15 protein-coding genes are annotated in these 24,353 nt (G+C 53.8%); 3 read left to right on the forward strand and 12 right to left on the reverse strand.

Annotated elements, in window-relative coordinates:
• Nucleotides 1-101 precede the first annotated feature (101 nt).
• Nucleotides 102-2,477, forward strand: a complete 2,376-nt coding sequence (locus HFP54_RS07330) for a beta-agarase (protein ID WP_168564578.1) — start codon at nt 102-104, stop codon at nt 2,475-2,477.
• A 111-nt stretch (nt 2,478-2,588) separates the two neighbouring features.
• Here HFP54_RS07330 and HFP54_RS07335 read toward each other — a convergent pair whose 3' ends face one another.
• Both HFP54_RS07335 and HFP54_RS07340 read right to left on the reverse strand, forming a co-directional pair.
• The gene (locus HFP54_RS07335; protein ID WP_146410329.1) at nt 2,589-3,263 is read right to left on the reverse strand and encodes a methylated-DNA--[protein]-cysteine S-methyltransferase; all 675 of its coding nucleotides are present in this window, start codon (nt 3,261-3,263) and stop codon (nt 2,589-2,591) included.
• Complete coding sequence (locus HFP54_RS07340) at nt 3,263-4,870, reverse strand: hypothetical protein (protein ID WP_168564580.1); 1,608 nt, start codon at nt 4,868-4,870, stop codon at nt 3,263-3,265. The genes HFP54_RS07335 and HFP54_RS07340 overlap by 1 nt, the downstream gene beginning before the upstream one ends.
• Nucleotides 4,871-5,086: 216 nt before the next feature.
• On the opposite strand from HFP54_RS07340, the gene HFP54_RS07345 reads away from it, so the two are divergent.
• Together HFP54_RS07345 and HFP54_RS07350 are read left to right on the forward strand one after the other, a co-directional pair.
• Nucleotides 5,087-6,661, forward strand: a complete 1,575-nt coding sequence (locus HFP54_RS07345) for an arylsulfatase (protein ID WP_206036035.1) — start codon at nt 5,087-5,089, stop codon at nt 6,659-6,661.
• A 64-nt stretch (nt 6,662-6,725) separates the two neighbouring features.
• On the forward strand, nt 6,726-8,252 hold the full coding sequence (locus HFP54_RS07350; RefSeq protein WP_168564581.1) for a sulfatase family protein: 1,527 nt from the start codon (nt 6,726-6,728) through the stop codon (nt 8,250-8,252).
• Between the two features lie 67 nt (nt 8,253-8,319).
• Here the strand turns inward: HFP54_RS07350 and HFP54_RS07355 are convergent, their stop codons facing one another.
• From HFP54_RS07355 to HFP54_RS07400, 10 genes are all read right to left on the reverse strand, one after another.
• Nucleotides 8,320-9,309: a family 43 glycosylhydrolase gene (locus tag HFP54_RS07355; protein ID WP_168564582.1), complete on the reverse strand. Its 990-nt coding sequence runs from the start codon at nt 9,307-9,309 to the stop codon at nt 8,320-8,322.
• Between the two features lie 150 nt (nt 9,310-9,459).
• The gene (locus tag HFP54_RS07360; protein WP_168564583.1) at nt 9,460-10,848 is read right to left on the reverse strand and encodes a sulfatase family protein; all 1,389 of its coding nucleotides are present in this window, start codon (nt 10,846-10,848) and stop codon (nt 9,460-9,462) included.
• A 142-nt stretch (nt 10,849-10,990) separates the two neighbouring features.
• Nucleotides 10,991-11,716: a 3-keto-disaccharide hydrolase gene (locus tag HFP54_RS07365; protein ID WP_168564584.1), complete on the reverse strand. Its 726-nt coding sequence runs from the start codon at nt 11,714-11,716 to the stop codon at nt 10,991-10,993.
• A gap of 86 nt (nt 11,717-11,802) precedes the next feature.
• Nucleotides 11,803-13,248, reverse strand: a complete 1,446-nt coding sequence (locus tag HFP54_RS07370; RefSeq protein WP_168564585.1) for a sulfatase family protein — start codon at nt 13,246-13,248, stop codon at nt 11,803-11,805.
• Between the two features lie 2 nt (nt 13,249-13,250).
• Nucleotides 13,251-14,585 carry a sulfatase family protein gene (locus HFP54_RS07375; protein WP_390656875.1) on the reverse strand — a complete coding sequence of 445 codons (1,335 nt, stop codon included), beginning with the start codon at nt 14,583-14,585 and terminating at the stop codon, nt 13,251-13,253.
• Between the two features lie 91 nt (nt 14,586-14,676).
• Nucleotides 14,677-16,182, reverse strand: a complete 1,506-nt coding sequence (locus HFP54_RS07380) for an alpha-L-fucosidase (protein WP_168564587.1) — start codon at nt 16,180-16,182, stop codon at nt 14,677-14,679.
• A 67-nt stretch (nt 16,183-16,249) separates the two neighbouring features.
• Nucleotides 16,250-19,867 carry an alpha-L-fucosidase gene (locus HFP54_RS25500; RefSeq protein ID WP_235951442.1) on the reverse strand — a complete coding sequence of 1,206 codons (3,618 nt, stop codon included), beginning with the start codon at nt 19,865-19,867 and terminating at the stop codon, nt 16,250-16,252.
• A gap of 2 nt (nt 19,868-19,869) precedes the next feature.
• Nucleotides 19,870-21,618 carry an arylsulfatase gene (locus HFP54_RS07390; RefSeq protein ID WP_235951326.1) on the reverse strand — a complete coding sequence of 583 codons (1,749 nt, stop codon included), beginning with the start codon at nt 21,616-21,618 and terminating at the stop codon, nt 19,870-19,872.
• 8 nt (nt 21,619-21,626) lie between these two features.
• Nucleotides 21,627-23,150 (reverse strand): hypothetical protein, encoded by a 1,524-nt coding sequence (locus HFP54_RS07395; protein WP_168564588.1) that lies wholly within the window; start codon nt 23,148-23,150, stop codon nt 21,627-21,629.
• 58 nt (nt 23,151-23,208) lie between these two features.
• Nucleotides 23,209-24,321: an alpha/beta hydrolase fold domain-containing protein gene (locus HFP54_RS07400; RefSeq protein ID WP_206036104.1), complete on the reverse strand. Its 1,113-nt coding sequence runs from the start codon at nt 24,319-24,321 to the stop codon at nt 23,209-23,211.
• Nucleotides 24,322-24,353: the final 32 nt, after the last annotated feature.

Consider the following 24,353-nt stretch of genomic DNA (forward strand, 5'->3'; position numbering starts at 1 on the left):
CGCCCGGCCTCAACAACTGTACTGTCCCCAATCAATGCATGTCGCGTGTCGACAGACGCGGACCTGCGGATCACCGTTCCCCCGATCCCCACCACGTTCGAATGTTTGCATCCTTCGCCCAACAACGCCCGACCTTGATGATTGTGTCGGCGGCCTTCTTGGCCACCATCTGTCCAGTGCATGGCCAGCAACTAAGCCAAGAAGGCTTGGCACAACAAGCGACGCATCAATTTCTGTTTGACGACTTTGCCAAAGACCGCCAAACAACGTTCACCGGCAATGGGCGTGATCGTGGATTGAAAGAGCTGACGATTCTGACCGAAACGCACCAGATCGGCGACGGTGACGAAATCCTGTTGCCCGAGGGTGCTGAACGGATCGCCGGACTGTTCCGTCACTTTGCGTTTCATGGCGAGAACTTGCATCGTATCGCCGAAGTTCGAGTGTTTCCGTTTTCGCCCGACAAAGCTCCGCCGCGTAGCAAACAAGTCGAAGACTTTTATCGCGTTCAGATGCCATCGATTCCGCTGATGGACGCGCCACCATCACGAATGAAGATGCGTTTTCTGATGAAGCAAGCGAATGACACCTGTCGCGTTGACGACTTGGTCTTCATTGCTCAGAAAGCGATTCCACCACAATTTGACACGATCCCCTATCGCGACCTGGGATCAGAATTCCCTCGTGAACGGGTGGAAATCCAATTGGACACCGATCACGAATTGTCGGTTGGTGGAACCAGCCGTCTGCAACGTGATCGATGGTTTCGAATGCACGAAACACCTGGAACCGTCGATGCCACGTTTGAAAATTGGGCCGCCCAGCGCGGATTCCTGACCGGTCGTGGTGCGTTCAAGTTCAATCCGGGACTGACCCGCAGTTGGGGCGGGTCCGAGGTTCTGCAGGAAAGCAAGACACAGCCCGGCGCCGCTGACATGAGCTTTTTTGATCGCTACGACGCCGGCGAACGTTTGCGAAAGGCGATCCCGCTGTACCAAGAAAAGCCGTTTGCGTGTTGTTTCAACGACTGGCCTGATTTCATGTCCGTGCCCTTGGTCGGCCGTGGCACACCTCAAGTGGAACACTTTGACGATGCCGCGGAATTGGCGGCCGCTCTGGTCGCCGAACAGATCAAGGACGCCGGTTACAGCGCCCATTGGTGGGAAGTCAAAAACGAAAGCAGTGTCCAATCCGAATGGGCCCACCACTGGCAGGAAAGCAAGGGCATCGACGGCTGGGGATTGCTTGCCGATTTTCACAATCGTGTCGCGGACGCCGTCCATCAGCGTTCGCCCGAAACCCAAGTCGGCGGTCCATCATCGGCCTACATGCAACTGCAAGTCAAAGACTTTGATCTGTATCGCAACCAAGCCCGGTTCATCGAAGAAACGCGTGGCCACATTGATTTCTTCTCGCATCACTTTTACGAAAACGCGTTGATGCTGGGTGCTCACGAGCGTCGTGGGCTGGGATATTCGAACTACCTGCTGGGCCGATACGAAGCCATTCTGGATATGCTTCGTGCGCACATGCACAAGGTCGACAATGTGTTGCCGATCCTGATCACCGAATGTGGTTCGCTTCAAAACGGTCGCCAGCCATCGGACAATTGGCTTCGGCTTTACGCCTGGAACGCCTATCTGAATAAGTCGATGCAGCGTCCCGATCAGATCGACTTGTTTGTTCCATTCATTTTCTTGCACATGTCGTGGAACCCCAACAGCGGCGATGCCGCATTCACCCCCAAAACGGATCGCGACCGCCATCGAACGATCGACGATTTTGATCGCACAACGGTGTCACGCTACTTTGATCTGTGGAGCGACTTTGACGGGAACCGGTTGCCGGTCGACTTCCAACGCGATTGGTTGGACGTCGTTGCCGTGCACGACGGTGAACGTGTCTCCCTGGCGGTGACCAACATGGGTGGACGACAAATCGCGATCGATTTATCGAAGGTTGCCCAACGCGTCGGTGCGAGTGCCGCGACACAGACTCGGCTGAATTACCATCGTGGCCAAGTCGTCTTTGAACCGGAACATACCGTGGACGCGTCGAAGATCCCCGTCGATGTCAACGAAACCACGGTGATTCGGCTTTTGTTGCCCCAGCCGCTTGCCCCCACGGGAACACTGGCAATGGATCGAAATTATGCCCATGCGACGGCGATCAAAAGCGACGGCCAATCCAAGACCTTCCGAATCAACGTTTCCGACGCGGCACGGGTCAAACACGCCAAACTGATTGTCGGTATGCATCGAAGTGGCGGCATCACGGAACCTTTGGCCGTTCAAATCAATGGCACGCCGGTTTCAATTGATACCGGCGACGCCGATGAGTTTTCCGAATTCTTCGCACCACTGGACGCGACCATTCGTCCATCGTTGGTTCAGCAAGAAAACCAGATCGACATCGTCGCCCAACCCGGGGCGACAATCACATCGGTCCAGTTGCAAACGCTAAGCGACGCGAACTAATCACCGCACGGCGACAACGCTTTCCCGAACGCCTTGGTGTCGCACGGTTGCAAGCCTACCGACGCGCACCAAGGCATCGTTCGTTCAGCTCCGCAGCATCGCAGGGTTCTTTCAGGTTTGTCGCTCACGTTCCAGCAACCATCTCTTACGCCACACTCCACCGGCGTACCCACTCAGTTTCCCATCAGCGCGAACGACGCGATGGCAGGGAACCAAAATCGCCAATCGATTCTGACCGTTGGCGCGTCCCACGGCTCGCTGGGCACCAGGCTTTCCGACTCGATTGGCCAGTTCTTGGTAACTGAGGGTCGTCCCAGGTGGGATCGCAAGCAGTTGCTCCCAGACCGAACGCTGAAATTCTGTGCCCCGAAGTTCGCATGGGACGGTGAACTTGCTTCGGTGGCCGCGGAAGTACTCCCGCAACTGTTCTTCCACTTGCCGAATCAACGAATTGGTTTCGATATGAAAGTCAGCACAGAACAACGCCTGGGTGTCCCGCAACTGTGTATCCAGTGTTTCTCGATCGGCAAACTCCATCAGAATCAACCGCTGTTGGTCAGCGGCCACCACCATCGGCCCCAAAGGTGACATGATCCGAGCCAGGGAAAAAGGCACGGCGATTCGACCATGTGCCGGCGGACGACGTTGAGCCCAACGTTGAAGGATCGCGTCGGCCAATCGATCGTCCTGGTCTTTCGGAGTCAACATTCCCTCCAGAACGCCTTGATGGGAAACCGACGCATGTTCTTGCAATCCCAACTTCTTCTCAGTCGGTTCGCCCTCCATCACTTCAGATCGCCGTGATACAGGTACAAGGCACCGTAAGTCCAATTTCGCTTTGGCATCCCAGGAAAATTGGCCCGATCCATCATCAACGCGATATATGGGGCCGGATACCCGGACGGAAGTGGAATCACGTTGGGCCAAATTCGAGTCCCATGATCATCATTCCACGGTGGACGATGAATCTTTAACTCCCCAACCGGCTTTAGATCAGGATAGCTTCGAATATAGACCGTCCGATCAGCGCTGCCAAAAAGGGCGAATCGTTGGTCGCCAAATTGCTGGATCTGCGTGCCCGTGCTGTCGACTTCTACCGGGCCGGCGATCCGCTGAAAGCCATGATCCCAGTGATCGCTTTCCCACATGGCCGCCTTGTATCCGCCCGCATTTTCGCACAGCAGCAAACGCCATTTCCCATCGCGGCGATCGTACACGCCGTGCGGATCTTCGTGCGCACCGTCGATGCCAACCGGTCGCGCCTTCATGATCGAGTACCCTTTGCGTGGGTCTCGATCTGAATAGACCGCAAGGATCGATTTGGATTCATTGCGCCCTTTGTTTCCGAACGCACTGAAACCGGTCGTCCAACCACGCCATTGTCCCGTCGTTGAATCGCGGAACAAGTGCGACGCCAATTCGTTGCGCAACAGCCCATCCCCCATATCGAACACGATCAAGCCTTCGAAACGAAGATCGAATACGGATGGGTTCAGCGAAAACACGCCTTGAGCTGGATGCGGAAGCGCACGTCCGCGAATGGTGACAGTGAACCACAATCGCCCGTCATCCAACAAAGGTTGTCCCTGTTCGTCGGTGATGGCACGAATGTCCGCCTGACCGGTCCCCGGAGTGATTGCCGCGGTCACTCGTCGAATCTTCACTTCGGACGATTCTTTCAATTCGGCGGTGGCCATGAATTCATACTGAAACGCTACAGTCTTTTCCCTCAGTTCCAGATGCTGCGAAAAATCGACGTACCCGATCAACTGGCTGCGACCAGATGTTTCAATGAACACGTTTGCGCCAACCGCCGCCATCTGAACCCTCAGAACACAGGATGTTCCCTTGACAAAGTGATTCTCCAATTCCCAGACAGGGGACTGAACGTCGTTGCCATCGATGTGCGTCGTCCATCGCACCTGATTCGGCCGATCGTTTTGAAACAGTAATTCGGCTCCCAGAAAATCGGTCGACTCTGAATCGTCAAACCGGATTCCAACTGCCGCGTTTCCGCTGATCGAAGCAACCTCCACTTCATAGGTCGCAAAAGGGTTGACACTGCCAATCCATCGCCGTGTCATCGATCGTTCTGACTGCCCGGTCGTGACGATCAGGTTCCCGGCATCCAGCCTGCAAACCGCACGCTCACTCGCGGGAACGTTGTCCGGATACATCAAATCCAGGTCAATTGTTTTGGAAGGTGACAAACCAGAAAGTGGAATCGCCTGTTCAGAATCAAAAATCATTCGCCGCACCGCTTGCCGACGAAACTGAATCTGATCCGGCCGAATGTCTTGGCCAATCGCCAAGCCGCCAACGATCAAGCCACCCAGCATCCAAATCGTGATCGTGCCAAGGGTTCTACGAGAAAAATGTTCCGTGTGGGTCATCACAAGAAGTTCCGAACTAGACGCCGAGCAATTCAAGTACAATCAAAATCTTTACCAGGGTGACGCTAAACACCTGCGGACCGATCGACCAGATGCCATCCGAGCATTCGCCAGCGTCTCCGATCTCGTGGCCCAATCATTTCGCATCATCGCGATTCGCCCCCCCGAAATCTGGTCGCGTCCATTCATTCCCGAAGATGCCAGCGACCAGCACGAATGATGAACAAGGCATTTGATGTGAACCGATCCGAAATCTGCCGCAGTATCGCCGTTTTGTTACTGGTTGCCGTGTCCACGCAAATCCAGGCGGCCCCAAACAACGATCGCCCCAATGTCATCCTAATCTTCGCGGACGACCTTGGCCCGGGACTACTGGGGTGTTACGGCCAACAAGTCATCCGCACGCCCAATATCGACCGCTTGGCCGCGGAGGGTATCCGATTCACCAACTATTACGGTGGCGTCTACTGTGCTCCATCACGCTGGACATTGTTGACCGGAATGCACGACGGTCGCATCGGCGGGTGGGCACAAACCCGCCCCGGCCTGCCCATCCAGCGTGATTCCGGACGCATCACACAGCAAGAATACGAAAGGCGATTCGCGGCGCTGAAGGCCAACGCAAATCCCATCGCCGAGAACGAAGTCTTCTTGGCACAAATTGCCCAGCGTGCCGGATTCGAAACCGCACAGTTCGGCAAACTCGATCGTGGCTTCCTGACGTGGCATCAGCGTGTCAAACGATTCGGATGGGATTTTTACGAAGGCTACTTCGACCACCAACGATGCCACGGCTTTTATCCACCCTACCTGTGGCGAAACGGCCAGCGATTCGAACTTCCGGGAAATACGCGCGCGGACTGCGGAAAGACTTCCGAGAAAGGTGATGAACCCGTCGGATACGGTGGCCAAACTTATTCACAAAATGTTTTCATCGAAGGCATCGTGAAGTTCATTCGCCAAAACCGTGATCGACGCTTCTTCCTCTATCATCCCACGCAATTGCCGCATGGTCCGGTTTCAATCCCGGAACTTCATCCCGATTTTTCTGACGCCCCGAATCTATCCTTGGCTGAAAAGAAGTACGCGTCGATGGTGAAGATGCTTGACGATCACGTCGGACGCATCATGCATGAGTTGAAGATACAGGGCTTGGACGAAAACACTATCGTCTTCTTCACATCGGACAACGGTCATGAACTCTACTACGGCCCCAAAGATGACTATCGCGCCCAGCGTTTGCCTGATGGAAAGCCAGCAAATCTGACCGACAGGAAATGGCGGACGGCCCAGCACGGTGATGTGTTCAACGGCGCCGGCGGACGCGCGGGTTTGAAACGAAGCGGTTACCAGGGCGGAATGCAATGCCCCATGATTGCACGCTGGCCTGGAAAAATTGCCGCGGGTACCGAGACCTCTCTGCTGTCATCACACTACGATTTCCTTCCCACTTTGGCAGATTTGGTGGGGCAGAATAGGCCCGCGGGAAAAGATGGGATCTCGTACTTGCCCACCTTGCTCGGGAAAGAACAAACCGAGCGACACGATCACATTTTTGTCTTCAATCGATTTGCCACGATGGGAAGCAGCGCATTGATCGCAAACGATGGCTTCAAGCTGGTCGAAGCCCAACGCGATCAAGGCGTTTTCCAACTGTACAACATTGCGGAAGACAACGAGGAACGTTTCGACCTGGCGTCCCGATACCCCGACAAAGTCCAGCACATGAAGAAGATCATGCAGCAAGAATCGAATTCTCCACGTCCGGACTTGCTTCTTGTTCAGCCCTAAAACACGACGTGCCGACGCCTTCGAATTTCCAATCTCACCACCGTCCGAAACCCACCGACGAAAAATGCGCACTCCCTGCTCTGCTGGTGTTGTACTGACCGCCATCGCTTGCCTTATCCAGTGGGGGATCGGTTCGGTGGTTGCGTTCTCGACCGATCAACGTCCCAACCTGATCTTTTTGATGGCCGACGATCAGTGCACCTATTCCCTGGGATGCTACGGCAACAACGATGTCCAAACACCGAATCTCGATCAACTGGCACGCGATGGCATCGTGTTTGACAATCACTACGTCACCACAGCCATCTGCATGGCCAGTCGGGCAACCGTGATGACGGGGCGATTCGAGTTCAAGACCGGATGCAATTTCACGCACGGTGACATGCGGCTTGACACTTGGAAGACGTCCTACCCGGTTCTGCTTCGCCGATCGGGCTATCGCACGGCGTTTGCGGGAAAGTTCGGCTTCGACGTTGTTGACCAACAAGGCGAAAAACGATTGAAGCTGTCGAGTGAGTTCGATCGCTGGGGCGGTGGCCCGGGTCAGACGAGTTACAAAACCAAAGCGAATGCGTCCATGGCCGCTTATGCGGACAAGTATCCCCATTCAACAATGTCCTATGGCGCGTTTGGTCGAGATTTCATTCAGAGTTCCGCAATCTCCGGCCAGCCATTTTGTCTTTCCATCAGCTTCAAAGCACCACACAAACCTGCCGAACCGGATCCAGAATTTGATCAGGTTTACCGAAACAAACGCTTCAAGAAACCCGACAACTTCGGCCGCGAGTACGGGACACATTTTTCCAAACAAAGCAAAACAGACCGCCAATACGAGCGTTTCTTTAGCTGGAACTATGCCGATGACTACGACGGCGTGATGGCCAAGTACCATCAGCAGGTCTATGGAATCGATCAAGCCGTCGGGATGATTCGAAAAGCCTTGAAGCAGTGCAATGTCGACCACAACACGGTCATCATCTACACGTCAGACAATGGATTTCTATGTGGGTCGCACGGCTATGGATCCAAAGTCCTTCCCTACGAAGAATCATCACGCGTCCCATTGATCGTCTTCGATCCGCGGTCCTCACAGTTTGGCCAAAACCGGCGTTGCGAAGCGTTGACCGGAAATTGCGACTTCATGCCGACGTTGCTGACGCTTGCGGGCGTTCCCGTTCCGCAGGGAACCGACGGTGGCGACCTGATGACTCTTTATGAAGATCCTTCCCAATCCATCCATGAATCATTGCCACTAATCAACGTTTGGGGGAATCCGGCAACCCATTCACTCTCCGTAGTCACCAAAGATCACAAATACATCTTGTGGTCCTACGCCGGCGACGGATTCGAAGCGTCAGAAGAGTTCTACGATACAGCAAACGATCCGTTGGAATTGGTGAATCTTGCTCGAGACAACCAGCAGATAGAAACGCTTCGCCTGATGCGTCGCCGATACGATGCATATGTCCGTCAGTGGGCCAAAGAATCGGTACCCTACAACGGCTATTCGCGATACGCCACGGTGTTTGATCGCAATCTACCCTGGAGCAAGAAAGCCGCATTGACCAAGCGACGAAAACCCCAGGAATGATGATTACCCAGTAGACCGCGCGGCGGCCGTCCGACACGTTGGCCCATCAAGCGATACACGAGCCTGTTCACCGCATCGATTGCTGACTAACCTCGGGAATTTCAAAACGCTGAAGGAACGGTAAGCGGGTGCCCCCGCCCTTCACGGGCCTTCCAATTTCGATTCCCCACTTGGGCGAACCACCTGAGTAATCCATCTTGAAATCATCAGCACGGTAAACCCCACCCGCCCAGGGTCCGCTATTCACATGATAAGTCTTGGTAAATCGAATTCCGTCGGCAGCGTACATGATGGAATTTGTGATCTCTTTGGGGCCCGTGGTCCCGATCATCGCCGCCACACCACCACCTTGCGGCCAGACCAACACTTCATGATTTCCAGGAATGACGGGGTTCGCCGCATGTTTCATGTAGGGCCCCTGTGGATCCTCCGCGACTGCAACTCCCATTTGCGTTTGCCCGGGACCTTTCCCCAGCTGCCTGCCTTTATAATAAAGCCAGTACTTTCCGTCACGAGCGACCAAACACGCGTCGTCTACAAGATGGCTGTCAAAATCATTTCCATGCTCACTATTGGTCACGACAGGACCGTCACCCACACGCGACCATGGTCCATTTGGCGATTCGGACACGGCAACGCCGATTTTTGAATCCGGATTGAACCCTTTCTGAAATTTGCGGGACGTTCCCGTATAGAAAAGCCAGTACCGTCCTTCAGCCACTAAGATATTGGGGGTGAAGACGCTGGCCCCATCCCAGCCGCCAGGTTCTCCTTTTGCCAGGGCTTGTCCCTGTTCGTCCCAGTGCACACCATCCGAAGATGTCGCATACCAGACGGTTGCGTCGTATCCAGGTGATATCTTCCCCCTGGAATACCACACGTAATACGTATCATCGACTCGGATGATATCACTGGGGTCACGTCGCATCACACCTGGTGTCGCGCCAATCCCTTCGACGCTTCGGTGGGTCACCGTAACGATTGGAAGTTCGGCGGAACCCGCGACAGCGGTTAGCGATGCCAAAACGTACACAAAGGTCGACAATACAAATTTCATATTAGGCTCCTGGTCTGTCGCATACGGGCGACAGCTTTCTGGTCATCGTCGACGACGAGGTACCACTGCAATCTGGCGGCATATCGCTGTCAACGTTCGAATAATGATGCCTGAGCATCGAAATATCGATGGCTCTGGACTTCATTTGCGTTATCGTTCTTGGGGATCCACCAAATCAATCTTGCGCTGGTCAGTTCCCATCACATCCACATCGCCTAATTCGGCACGTATATCATCTGCCTTCTGTTTCAACCGTGCCACCACGTCTGGATAACGACTCGACACGTCCTGCGTTTCACCGACGTCCAGACGGAGATTGAATAATCGATGAGCGTTCAATGTCACAAAACCGCGGCCTTTCATCTTCTTCTTAGACCAGTACGGTTGGTCCCTTGCCGTACGCGGCAAATGAAGTTTCCAGTCACCTTCGCGGACGGCCTGTAAGTTGGTGCCGTTGTAGTAGTACAGAACCTTGTGGGGTGACTCAGTGGACTGACCCAAAAGAATCGGCAGGATGTCTTCTCCATCGATCTTTCGATCCTCTGGTGGCATCACACCGGCGAGTCCACAAAATAGCGGTAACAGGTCCATGCTGGTCAAGGTCGCATTCGACACCTGGCCGGCCGGAATCATTCCCGGCCACCGGAAGATTCCCGGGACACGATGCCCACCTTCCAACGTGCAGTACTTTCCGCCGTTCAGCCCACCAGTGGACCCTGCGATGGTAGGGCCATTGTCAGAGGTGAATACCACCAATGTGTTCTCTTCGACTCCGGCATCACGAATGGCCGCCATGATCCGACCGGTACTGTGGTCAAGTTCTTGAACAAAATCGCCGTACTTTCCTTTGCCAGATTTCCCAACGAATCCTGCACTTGGAAGCAAGGGTGAGTGAACAATGTGGTGCGAAACATAGATGAAAAACGGCTGCTTTTTACGCCGCTGGATGAATCGAACCACTTCGTCGGTGTAACGCTTCGTCAATTCTTGGCATGGAACATTACGTTGTTCAATCTGCCGTCCACGATACAGTGTGTTGTAGTTGGGCCCGCGCTGCTTACCATAGTTACTGGGGATCCCCAGATGTTCGTCGAAACCAGCATCCAACGGATGGGCCCCATCAACCTCCATCCCGAGATGCCACTTGCCCACCATCAACGTCCGATAGCCGGCCGACTTCAGTAGCTCGGGGATGGTTATTTCGTCGTTCGCAAGTCCATATCGATCGTACTTCGATACCGATTCATGCCTAGCCACCGGCATCCCGCATCGCATTGGGTAGCGTCCCGTTAACAGTGCCGCACGAGACGGGCTGCAAACGTTGGCCGGGACGAAAAAATCAGTACTTCGGAATCCCTGTTGTGCTATTGCATCGATGTTCGGTGTTTCGATTCCCTGAGAGTCGTAACAACTCAGGTCACCGAACCCTAGGTCGTCGGCGAAAATCACCACAAAGTTTGGCGGTCGTTCCGCCCCACCCGCCCATGAAACCGAGCAAGCAACAATCGCGACCAATCTAAAAACAATTGCGAATCTCATCCTGATTCGCGAGGACATCCCTGCGGACTCCGATACGCTGTGATATGACATATTCACTGAAAATTAGTTGATCTCGATTTCATCCGATGGCGTCGATGCCCAAACACCAGGCACCAAATCTTTGCCACTACGTCTGCGACATTCACGGGTCTTGATCTGGCGTGCTTGTCGATTCCAGCAACCAAATATTTCGAAACTTGACGGGTGAACCATGCTCTTGCAGAACAATGGGAGACAAGGGCGTCTCTGGAAAGGCCGCGTATTTGTTCCGCCGCAGGGAAAGCTTGACGTCATCGTGGATCAGGGTGCTATTGAGCCAGATCGATACCCTCGCCGCATCTTTTTCAGCCATGAAACCGTTCCCGCCGATCTTCGCAGCTTGGTAAACCAGGTCAATGGTCTGCCAAACACCGGGCGGCCGAGCGGCATTCACGTCAGGTTCGCGGATCTGATAGATCGCTCCGCAATCCGCCAGACCCAACTTCTCCTTTCCCGCGCTGTTCAGAATCTGCAATTCGTAAAGCGGCCCGAAGAAGACACCGCTATTTCCTGACCCTTCACTGGGCAACTGAAACTCCAGGTGCAGTCGATAATCACCGAAAGACTGCTTTGTACACAAAAACTGCTTTCGACGTATCCCATCGAACTCGAATTCGATTTGCATCGCATTACCATCAACGATTCTCCACTGGATCTGCCGCTGATCGTCGTCCGGGTTGATCCACTGGAAAGAAAATGGCTTCCACGCATCAAAACCCGATCCGTCGAACAGCACCACTGCTCCATCAGGCGGCAGAAGCACTGATGCCGATTGCTGCCCAGGATCCGCCCAATCCTCCGCTGAAAGCGAAGCAAACGTCGTTGCCATCAAACAGAATGCGAAACAAACAACTGCTACGCCAATCGAACGAAAGCCGGAACGTGCACAAGTGCTTTGTCGAATCATCATCACGATCATTTCCCTTGCCGCTTTTGAGAAATCCGAGGCGCGCTTAGCCATTGTTCAAGCTCTGACGTCAGCGAGGCGGCCAGGTCAGAGTGCTCCGCCAGCAAATTCTGCTGCTCGTTCGGGTCCGCCACAACGTCAAACAGTTCAACAGGCGTTCCGTGATACGCAAGCATTTTCCACTTCCCCCGCCTCACCACCTCGGTCGCATAGGGCTTGGGCTTGGGGTAATGGCGTTGGATATTTCGATAAAGATCCAATTGCCAGAACATTGTGCCCCGTTGCTCCGCGGTCGGCGGATCTTGGCCCTTCATATGTGACAACAGACTAAGACCGTCCAGCGATGTCTGATGATGTGACAGGTCGACTCCTGCCGCCTCACAGAACGTAGGCAACAAATCATTGGTGTGACCAAAAGCATCAGATTGACCGGCCGGAATCTTCGCTGGCCACCGCACGATCATAGGCACACGAAGCCCGCCATCATGCAGATCCGTTTTACCACCCTTCAAATCGCCAATGTAGCCTTCAAAGGCTGCCCCGTTGTCACTTGTGAACAACACCATCGTGTTGTCCGCAATTCCCAATTGATCAAGTTTTTTCATGATCGCACCGACCTTACTGTCCATGTGGGCGACCATGGATCGAAATCGGTGCTGATCCTCGGAAATGCTCTCGGCGGCGGTGGCGTCCCAATGCGGATCAGGAGCGGGCTCGTAGGGCTTGTGTGGTACCAACCACCAGACATTCAGAAAGAATGGATTTGCGTCCTTGGCGAACTGTTCGATCATCTGAACCGCATAGTCACCATTGGCATCGGTAAAGTGCTTTGAATAATAGGGATCATTTTTGGAGATACGCTGACCATCGCGCATCAGCACCGTCCCACCCTGTCGAAACAATGTTTTGTCTCGCCCCATTTGGCCGCGCAGCGGTTGCTGCTCGATTTGGGTTTGGTAGTGATCAAAACCATGCTGACGCGGCCCTGGTTGGTTTTCCAACCGTTTTCCTGTGTCATCCACATGCAATCCCCCAAGGTGCCACTTTCCCACATGCGCTGTGTGATAGCCCGCGTCTGACAACAGTTCGGCAATCGTGGTCGCCGATTCGGGCAACCATCGATTGACATCGTTGAAGTGTTTCGTAATTCCAAATCGCAGAGGATACCGACCGGTCAAGACGGAAGCACGCGTCGGTGAACAAACCGCGGATGCCGCGTAAAAGTGGGTGAACTTCCGTCCCTGTTCCGCCAAACGATCAAGGTTCGGCGTCCGTACGGCGGGGCTTCCGAAACAAGAAAGATCGCCGTATCCCAAGTCGTCGGCCAACAACAAGATGATATTGGGCCGCGACGAATCGGCACGCGAAACACCGGAATATCCCGAAACAAAAACCAACAGACACGCTGCCAAACAAATGCGTCTCGTATGATCCGAATTTTTGTCGATCGTCATTTTCAATAGTTCACTTTCCCGCCTCGAACTGGCGCTTGTCGTTCATTCTTCCACCACTGATCAGGACCTTCCGTTTCGATCTGCTTCCACACACGAAACAGAGCCTCTTTCATCTCTTCAGTTTTGCCGGGATACCGATCCGACAGGTCGTGTTCTTCTTTCCAGTCTTCATTGATCTGATACAGCTGAAATTTTGCGAGCGTTTCATCACCCACCAGCTTCCAGTCACCGATTCGCATCGCGACCCGATCAGCGGGAGGTGATACGTGGGTCCTCCAAAACAACGGAACCTTTCGCTGTACCGGTTGCCCCGCGAATGCGGGCAGCATACTTACCCCATCGATGGTGCGATCGCTTGGCAGCGGAATTCCGGCCGCCTCTAGCACAGTCGCAAAGATATCGGTCCCAATGACAGGAACATCGCTTACGGTGCCGGGTTGGATCACACCAGGCCAACGCGCGATTCCCGGAACACGAATTCCTCCTTCGTGATCGCTTCGTTTGCCGCCTCGCAAGCCACCGGTTGTCCCACCAAACGCGGCAACCGGTCCGTTGTCAGACGAAAAGATCACCAAGGTGTCTTTCGCTACACCTTCTTCTTCCAGTGCGATCATCAACTTCCCGAGTGCAGCATCGAGCTGAGTGATGTTCCCCATGTAAGTACTGTTTTCGTGACCTTGGTACAAATCCGAAAACTGCGGCGCGGTCGCGATCGGTGAATGCGGTTCATGAAACCAAACCGACAGCGCAAATGGTTTTGCCTTCTCACGGATCTCCTTCAACCAATGGGCTGCTTCCTGGACAACCAACAACGAGGAAAACCCCTGCATCTCGCCCACGGGATCTCCGTTGCGGACAAAGTTGTTCGGATTTTTGTGGCTGGGGTCCGCATTGTTGTGGGTAGCCATCCAATAGTCGTACCCGTGGTCGCCAGGCTGCGGGTACTCTGCTGTGTTGAATTGTGGTCTTGAATTCAGATGCCACTTTCCCACATGGCAAGTCTCGTAGCCCACGGCTTTCAGCAGTTTCGGGTACGTCACTTCGCTGGAACGTAGATGGGCTTCATGATTTCCGGACAAATGACGATAGACGCCATTTCGATACGGAGTTCGCCCGGTCAGAATTGCCGAACGCGACGGGGAACAAACCCCGCAGGCCGAATAGCATTGCGTGAACTTCACACCCTGCGATGCCAAGCGGTCAAGATTGGGCGTTTGGATCAGCTCATGACCATAGGTGGCGGAATCGCCCCATCCCATGTCGTCCGCTAGGACCACGACAATATTGGGACGATTCGATTCCGCTTCGACTTCGTTGACCGATGCGAGCACTAGCATCAGGAAACAGCCGATCATGATCACATCGATGCGCATTGTCTTGGCCTTATCGCGAAAAGGGCATTGAAGAAAACCACCGCCACTCGCACCGTCAATTGAGACTTAGGGCGAATCCAACCACCATGGAATCCGGAATCTCATTGGGCAAACGAATTGTCAGTCCGTCGGTCGAACGCTTCCACCGAATGACTTCATCGCTTCCCAGCATCCGTACTTCAGTGATGGACCGATCCAGCAGACCGTCACTAGCAAGCGTTTTGATCAAAACATCTTTTGTCGGACGTGCCAGCACAAATGCATACAAATTTCCGTCTTTCGTGGTGAAGCGAATATCTTGCTGGGAAAACTCCCGTCGATTCTCTCCCTGACGCCCATCCTTGATCTTCAGTGGTCCCTCACCGAAGACCTTCCAGGGTCGTGTGCCGTAAATCCCTTGACCATTGATTTTTAGAAAATCGCCGAATGCGGTCAGATACTCTGCTTGGCTCTCCGGGATGGTGCCATCACCCTTCAACGCGATGTTCAACATCACCACGCCATTCTTACTGATCGCGTCCACCGAATTTCCGACCATGACGGGGACACTCATCCGATTGACAGCGGTCGCCCGGTAGAACCACCCACCTGAAAGATCGGTCGCCCAAATCCATGGTTCCGGTTTGATTTCCCCTGCACCACCACGTTCCAGGTTGTACGTGAATGCCGACCGATCCACCTTTGCGTCTTTAAAGGAGAGCACGACGGTCTGTTTTCCGCCGTTTTGTCGTCGATCACGATTCAAATAGTTTGTGAACAACTGGATGCCTAATCCGTTGCCCCCATCGATCTTCGGATAGGGCGAATCGTTATTGAACATGTCCGGATCATACTTTTCGATAATCTCCCAACACCGGTCATACCAATGCTGATTCCAGCTATCCTGGGTCGCATAGCCCTGCGGGTCGTAATCCATGTTGAACAAAGCCCATTCCGCGGTCCCAGGCGTTTGGTACTTTCTGGCATTCGCGAAGAAGCGTGGTGACCAGTACAGATGCGTCGACACGCCGAATTTCAGTCCATGCTTCCGTGCCGCCGCCTTCCACTCCTTCAAAGTATCTCGTCGCGGCCCCATTTTGACCGCATTCCATGGATGCGAGGAATCGTACATGTCGAAGTTGTCGTGGTGACAGGCAACGGGCATGATGAACTTGGCACCGTTTTCTTTGACGAACTTCACGATCGAATCGGGATCCCAATTCTCTGCCTTAAACAACGGGATGAGATCTTCGTAGCCAAACTCCTCCAACGGCCCGTATCGCTCAATGTGCCATTTGGTCAGAGTTTCGCTCATGCCCATCTCTTCGTCGGCCATTCCTTCAGGCGGCGGCGAATACATGCGACGCCCGTAGTGCGATCCATCATTGGGACGATTTTCGTCGGCGGCCGATGAAATTCCCCAATGGAACCAAACGCCGATTTTCCCGTCGACAAACCACTCCGGAACCTCGTAGTGCTCTGCCAGCGATTCCCAGTTCGGCTCAATCTCCTGGGCCGCGGCTGAATCCGCCAAGATCCCAAGACTGAATACACAACTAAAAAGAAAGAGATTTCGAATCATGTTTCGATCGTTATAAGAGGCTAGCGAAACTCAACCGGTCAGTTCATCGGACCGGTTTTGCAGCACGTCATTCAAACTCAACGGACAGTTCCTGAAAAGCAGTGTTTTCCCCTCCGCCAGACGTCGTGATCGGTGCGACCGCCCAAACGATCCATCGGAACTTTCCGAGCGTCGTTTCGTCAGACGCACGCAGTGACGCGGCTGTGAACTTTCCGATGGCTTGGTCTGTCGTATCGATCTTCCCTAGCGGGACATATTGACGGAGATCCCAACCCGGATCGGTCGAGGCGTCACTGCCAAACAGTGCGATACGTTGATGCCCACGAAAGCCACGTTGGTTGTGCGACCAGCTCGTAATCGACGAAATCGATTGCACGGCCCCAAGATCCAACTTGTACGCCCCGTTGCGCACTCCGTTCTTGAAAACGGGGCCAAACCCTTCCTCCAGCTTCCCATCTGTCAGTGAATCCACCGGATCGTTGCTCGTGATGTGATTCGTTGTGATTTTCGCATCACAGGTCTTTGGGACGAGTTTTTGAAAGCCGTCCGCACGATTCGCAGTCTCAATTTCGACCGATGTCCCCGGAAGATTTTGAACCTCCGAAAGATCATGGCCTTCCAGATCCACTCTTCTTGTCCCCTTCAACGCTTCATCCGCGTCGTTTTGAATGACGTTGGGGACATGCTGGTTGCGGAGGGTGACGACTTCAAACGCCCATGCGTACCGACTGATCCCAGGATCATCTGGCGGAACGATTCTCAACCCCTGGCGCGTCATGCTCCACGACACCCTCGCATCGGCACCAAGTAAACGCACCGACCGGACTTCATCGGACTTCCATCCTGCGGTCCCCAAAATCGTGAATGGTTCCGACGGTTCCTCCATCTTGATGGCGTAAAGACTCTTCCCCTTCGTCGTGAAAACCAGACGTTCGTCTTCTTGATCACTGACTTTCCAGTATCGCGAACCATAGATTGCATCTCCATTGATCTTTAGCCACTGCCCCATCGCTCGAAGACGCTCGACCTGTTCGGGAACAAGCGTCCCATCGCCCTTCGGTCCGATATTGATCAAAAAGTTTCCGTTCCGGCTGATCACCTCGACCAGTTCATGAATCACGCTTTCAATGGTTCGATAACGATCCCCTTCCAAATATCCAAAGGAAGAACCGAACGTCGTGCAGCTTTGCCATTTCGGTCCGATCACCTTTAGCTTCAAATTGTCCTTCTCCAGACAACCTACGCCGGCAGGCCAATTCGGATTACCGCCCTTGTTGTTGCAATACACTTGCTGCCCACGCTCCGCAGCGTCATTCATGAAGTCAGTAATCATGCGACGTACTTGATCGTCGAAGTACTTTATTTCTGGCTTCATCCTCCCGCTACGAACTTGGTTCCCATCACGCGTGTAGATCGGAAAGTCATCAACCCACAACATATCTGGGTGATACTTTTCTTGGATCTCCTTCCACCTTGCGACGTAGTCGTCCACAAACGCCTTGCTGTAGGAAAACGGACCGTATAAAGACGCGGCTTGGGGCATCCGACGAATTTCTTCGGCAATATCCTCACGCGGCTGGCTGTGGACCACGTACTTTTCCTTTGCAAAGAACCCAGTGTGTCGCTCACGATGATAAGAGGGGGCATATTTCAAACCACGTTGACGCAACGCTTCGCCAAGATCACCAACCAAATCTCGCTTCGGCCCCATTTTGACAGCATTCCAGGGCGTTAGATCCGAATCCCAGTTTGCCCATCCGTCATGATGCTCTGCAGTGAAGACGACGTATTTTGCGCCGACTTCTTGAAAGAGCTGGGCCCATTGGTCCGGGTCCCACTTTTCCGCTTTGAAATCTGGGACAATGTCCTTGTATCCAAACTGCGGAGGTTTTGCCCCCCATCGTTCTTGCATGTAAGGGTAATAATGCCCTGGGTCCTCGTACAGCAACTTCGGAACATGTTCAGCATAGCCCCGACTTCCTTTGCGATATCCGATTTCACTGTAGGGTCCCCAGTGGATAAAGATCCCAACCTTCCCATCATCGAACCACTTTGGAACAGGCATTTCTTGTAGCGATTCCCAGGACCCATCGTACGGAAGCCTGGTCTGCCCCTTCGCAGCAACATCTTCCTTCGCCGCGACCGGGACAACCAATTCAGACTTCCCATTCTTTCTGGGTTTGGGTTGCCAATTTGTCTTTTTCCAAACATCAATTTCCACGTCATTGGACTGCGGCTGGCCTGGAGTGCTGCGGCCTTTCGCGACGTAGGACTGAAGTAGCGTCAGAAGCTCTTTTGCCTTATCCGGATACTGATTGATCACATTTTGGCGTTCGCCGACATCCTCGCTAATGTGATAGAGTTGCATCTCCGGAAGACCGGCTTTGATGGCGGTCGCTCCTACCGGAGCGGTCCAACCACCCGAACCAGGTGCGAGCAGCAACTTCCAGCCATCCTGCCGAATCGAAAAGTGTCCCGCAATCGAATGATGCACCACCGATGTACGCGCGTTCTTGCCCGGACGATCTAACATTGCATGCAGAAAACTGATGCTGTCTTCTGCCACGTCGTCGGCAAGACTTACGGAGAAGTATTCGGCAAAGGTGGCCATGATGTCCGTCAAACAAACCAATTGATCTGACGTTGATTCCGGTTTGATGACTCCGGGCCATCGAACGATGAACGGCACGCGGTGTCCGCCGTCCCATAAATCAGCTTTCGAACCCCGAAAATCGGCGCTAGGAAAGTGCCCTTTGGCCTGCAGATCCGGAATCTTTGCGATTCGCGAAGTCCCATTGTCTGTGCTAAAAATGACGATCGTATCGTCGCTTAAATTATTGCGTTCCAAAGCCTTTAAGACTTCCGCCACCGCACCGTCCGTCTGCGCAACAAAATCGCTGTATGGCCCCATGCCGCCTTTGCCTTCCCATTCTGCGGCGGGCACAATCGGTGAGTGCGGCGAATTTAGAGGAAGGTACAAAAAGAACGGCTTTCCGGATTCAGACTCCGATGCGTGCGTGTCGATGTAACGCACGACCTCTTCGGTTAATCTCGGCAACATCTCGACGACATCAATCTCTTCGATGATCCGGTCGTCACGAACCAGACTGCTCATCGACCTTGAATGATGAAAGCCAAGAAATGTATCGAACCCGCGTGTGATAGGACCGTCAGGAATGTGCGTGCCGATGGGAACCGGAGCAGCGTATCGACTTTCGGCTTGATTGGGTTTGACGTTCTTCAGGTCCTCAGGAACTTGATAGTGATATTCCAGATGCCATTTTCCGAAGATGGCGGTTTGATATCCTTCTTGGCGAAACAAGGACGCAAGGGTAACACGATCATCTGCGATCAGTGGCTGTCCGCCACCGGTCAACACGCCACGCTGCAAACGCGATCGCCAACTGTATCGTCCGGTCAGCAAGGAATACCGCGATGGCGAGCACACCGATGAACTGGTATGCGCATCGGTAAAGACTTTTCCCTCTGCCGCCAATTGATTCAAAGCGGGCGTCGGGATCTTACTGCGTTCCGGGTTCAGTGCTTCGACTTCGCCATAGCCCATATCATCTGCAAAGATAAAGACCACATTGGGCCGCGCGGTTGGCTCACCACAAATGCCTCCACCGGCACCGTAGCTCCCCAGAAGCACAAAAACCGCCAAAATCGCCGACTTGTTCGTCATCTTCAAAGCGCCTTTACCTCGGTGAAGTAGGCACCGCCGGCTTCACCGTTTTCATCGAACAGATAGGTTGTCAATTCTGTGGGACCGGCCGGAAGATCCAGCTCAAAAACGACTTTCAAGCGATCCGGCGTTACGGGCAACTCCTTGACCATGCCCGCAATTTCAATCCTCGCGAGTTTACCCACGACAGGCTTGTTCGCCTGTTTCGGAAATTGCCGAAGCGTGATCCGATAACGCCCGGCCTTCTTCACCCTCAGCATCCATGGCCCGGTGACCTTGGGCAATCGCTTGATTGCATTGAAATTCCAGGGCGGGTTTCCGCTGGCCATTCGCCAATCCTGGGAACAAAGTACCGTCGGATTCTCAGCATCACTTCCGATGTCAATCCTAACCGGCGTCAACCGGGGCGATATCGTATCCCAATACTTTTGATACTTCGTTCGCAGTTTTGCGACGATGTCAGGGTACATCTTTGCCAGATCCGTTCGCTGCGCAGGATCCGCCTGTATGTCAAAGAGGCGTTCACCGCCGGAATTCACCAACCGCCAGCGCTCCGTCATCACAACGCTAAAGTGAAATGGCTGAGGCGGAAATTCCTTCGCATACGCTCCACCGAGAAACTGTTCCACCAGGTGGTCACGCGGCCATGGTTCGACAGGGCCCCGCAATAATGGAACCAGCGAGGTCCCATCGGGCCGAATATCGTCGGGTATTGGAATCCCGCACAGATCCGCCAGCGTGGGCAGCACATCAAGGTGCGCGGCCAAAGTGTCGATATCCCTTCCTCCGACCAGACCCCCTTTCGGCCAATGCATAAAAAATGGGACACGATGGCCACCGTCGTAAAGCGATGACTTCTTGCCTCGCATCCCGGCGTTGTATCCCCGACTTGGCTCCGAATCCAATCCGCGAAAACTCCCACCCGCGGCCGTTCCGTTGTCGGTCATAAAGATCAGGATCGTATTCTCATTCAAACCGAGCTCCACAAGCCGGTCTCGCAGTCGCCCCATATTGTGATCAATGTTGGCGATCATTCCGTAGAAATTCGCATTGGCAACGTCTGTTCGTCTCGCATAGGGTTTCGCCCACTTCTGGTCCACACGATAGGGTCCATGCGGTGCATTCGTTGCAAGATAGAGAAAAAACCGTTTGCTTCGGTTTTCTCCGATGAAGCGAAGCCCTTCTTTGAACCAAACATCCGTGCAATAGCCGTCGAACTTTTCAAAGTTACCGTTGCGTTCGTAGACATCATCGAAATAGTCGTTGCCCCAATAGTCCGACGCTTGCCCCACGCCACCACACCGGTGCCACACCACATGCTGAAAACCGCGGTCCTGCGGGCGATGCGGCGCGTTGTCGCCAAGATGCCATTTACCAATCATCGCTGTGGCATAGCCGGCACTTGAAAACAAGTCACCGAGCGTCTTCTGATCCCGGTGCATCATCGTGCGTCCCGAACTGGTTCGAAACGCGCCGGTGTACCCCGCATAGTTGCCAGTCATCAGCGATGCACGCGTCGGCGTGCAAAAGGGACTGACGTGGAAATCCGTGAAACGAATCGATTCGCGATGCAGCTTATTGAGATTCGGCGTTTGAAGAATCGGATTGCCATGGCATGACAGATCGCCATACCCTTGGTCATCCGTCATGACGAGTATAACGTTCGGCGGATCCATTGAGAGACACTCGCGGGCCGGCATGCCTAGATTGGCCAGCAGCAGAAAGACGATCACGATCATTCGAGGCGCCATCACGTCCCTCAGTTTGCGAATACCAAAGTCATCCGATCAATGATCGGCTTTGATGGATTATCCGTGGAGTCCGTTAGACGCAGTTGGACCCGGAACCCGAAACCTGCTGGCAGTTCAGATGCATCCATTGTGGCAGGCGTTCTGTTAATCTGCTTTGAAAAGCCCGGGATGTAATCGTAATGCTCCTTCACTTCGTTCCAATCGGTCCATTGATCGATCGCCCGATCATTGTCGGTATCAACACCAACACGAGCTTCCACCGTTTCAACCCAGGGACCAGGACTAACGAAATCCGTATTCTGTTGGGTAGCAAGATAAAACTGCCCCTCCGCGAAAGCGATATCCGGATCGGGGTGGCCGTTTCCAATGTTTCCGCACCACGTGAAGGGCTCATTGATCGAGGGTGCAGTGAACCAGCCCACGCTCATCTGATGACCGCCGACCGGATCGTAGTCGCCAAACAAATAGTACTGGCCACCAATGCAAATCGCCGCCCAATCACCATAAGCCTCCTGTTCGGGATGGTGAATTTCGTATTCCGCCACATTGGTCGGATAGTTCTCTGGGTCTTCCTTCATCCAATGAGGATGCTTGTATGTTCCAATCTTCCCGGTTGGATTGGTACGATGATCCACCGGTGGATCCAAAAAGCGGAAATCATTGATACCATTCGGACTGACCGCGTGGCCCGCCAGTGGCGAATCCCAGGAGCGCTTATTGGCACTAATGGGGGTCCAGTCCTCAATAATGACATGCATCTTGCCTTCCAGGTCTCGGATGAAACCGGCGTCACTTCCGTGTGACGGATCCTTCACGGCAAGCCCCATATTCTTGCCCGGCATTCCATCGAACAGATCGTCGTCGACATAGACATGTGGATCCTGATCGTTCGGAAAGTCGTAATAGATGTAGGCTTTTCCGTCGACCCATTCGGCGCTGGTCACCCACTTGGAAAAGCCCTCGGTGACCGGACCATGGTGCACCCAGTTTTTCATGTCGCGACTTTGCCAAGCGTGATACCCACCCCTTCCAGGTTGCAGGCCTCCCGGCGCGTCATACTGATTTGGAAAGGGCGTCGTCAACAAGGGCACATCAAACCCTACTAAGGTCGCCGGTTGAGGATCAAAAGGTTGTGGCGCTATTCTGCTTTGCCCCTTTTTTCGTTTCGGTTTGGTAGCGCGGTAGCGACCAAACATCCAGTAGTCATTCGGTCCCAATGTCAACAGAACGGGAGCGTCGGCAAGGTTGGTAGGGCCAAGGTTTTCAATCGGATTCCAGTTTTGCCAAATCGGCGACTGTTCAATGCGAAGCGACCGGGCCGACAGTTTCTGGTCCGAGGTGTAGACGATGGTGCTGATGCTAGCCGATTGCCCGGTGGGCAAAACGGCGCCATCAGTGAAAGTGGCTCCTGATACCGTTTCGACATTGGTTGCCCAGTCATCGGCGGTTTCAATCGCCCATTCGTCCCCCTCCGCGACCGAAGCAAACAACAGCGTCGCCAATGCCACACTGGGCAAAATTTTACATTTCATCGGATCTTGTTGGGATGTGGTACCACAAGGACTGAAAAACTGTAGTGAGAAAGCATTGTCAACGATGATCTACGAAAAACTGGACGGTACGATCCTCAATTGCTTCTCGAGACGGATCAATCTCCGCATCAACCATTCGCCAATTGTGACCAGCATTCCGAACGATCATTATTTGCACTGACGCGGAGACAGCCTCCGCACGCTCTTTCATGTAGTAGGCATGCTTCACGGGAATGGTTGTGTCTTTGTCCCCCTGAATCATCAACAACGGAGGACTGTCACCCGCCAAATAGTTCACCGGACTGATTTCACGGTACCGCTGCAATTTATTTTCTAATAGTTCGCGTTTCGCTTCCGCTGCATCGGTACCACCGCTGGTCCCCAAAATGCGAGGCTCAAATCGATCCCGAAAGTCTGGTCGGTCATCATGATTGAACAAATCCATTCGCTCAAAATCGCACGGCCCGTACCAGGAAACTCCCGCGACCAATTGGAATGGTGTTGACGCGAGTTCCGGATCGCCGGCAAGACTTTCTGATGGGGAAAGTAACAGCATCTGTGCGATCTGGCCTCCAGCAGAATCGCCCATCACAAAAAACTTTCCCGCATCCAAACCGAGCGAATCGGAATGTTTTGCTAGATAGCGAACGGCATCCTTGCAGTCGATGACACAGTCGCGCATTGCGACACCACTATCGGGCTTGCATAACCGATAGTCCACGGATGCGACGGCAAATCCGTGCCCCACAAGATCCAGAAACACCCTCGCGAAAGATCCTCGGGCGGCACCTTGCTTGCTTCCGGCGGCCCATCCGCCGCCATGGGTATAGACGATCACGGGACAACGATCGCTAGGACTCATTTCGGTGGGATAGTACAGATCCAATAACAGATCTCGATTCCCAACAGTTTTGTAAACGACATCCAAGCTGCGCCGGCCACCGGTCTGCAAGTAGGCGGTTCGGTCGCTGCCCAGTTCCTGAACGGTCAGGCAGTCGTCTCCGTCAGCGTCCAAACGCTGATACCGCTTCCAAGTGCGAGCATTTTCCGTTTTTTCGAAGGTGCCGTTTCGGTCTTTGTCGATTTTTCGCATCAGTCGCCTTGCCCGTGCAATCGACTGGTCATCTGGCGGCGCTCCCTGCTCTTGGGCAATGACAATGCAAGACATCATTGCCAACAAGATCACCGTGACGGATATTGATG

It is taken from the genome of Crateriforma spongiae, assembly GCF_012290005.1.
GTDB classification, from domain to species: Bacteria; Planctomycetota; Planctomycetia; order Pirellulales; family Pirellulaceae; genus Crateriforma; species Crateriforma spongiae.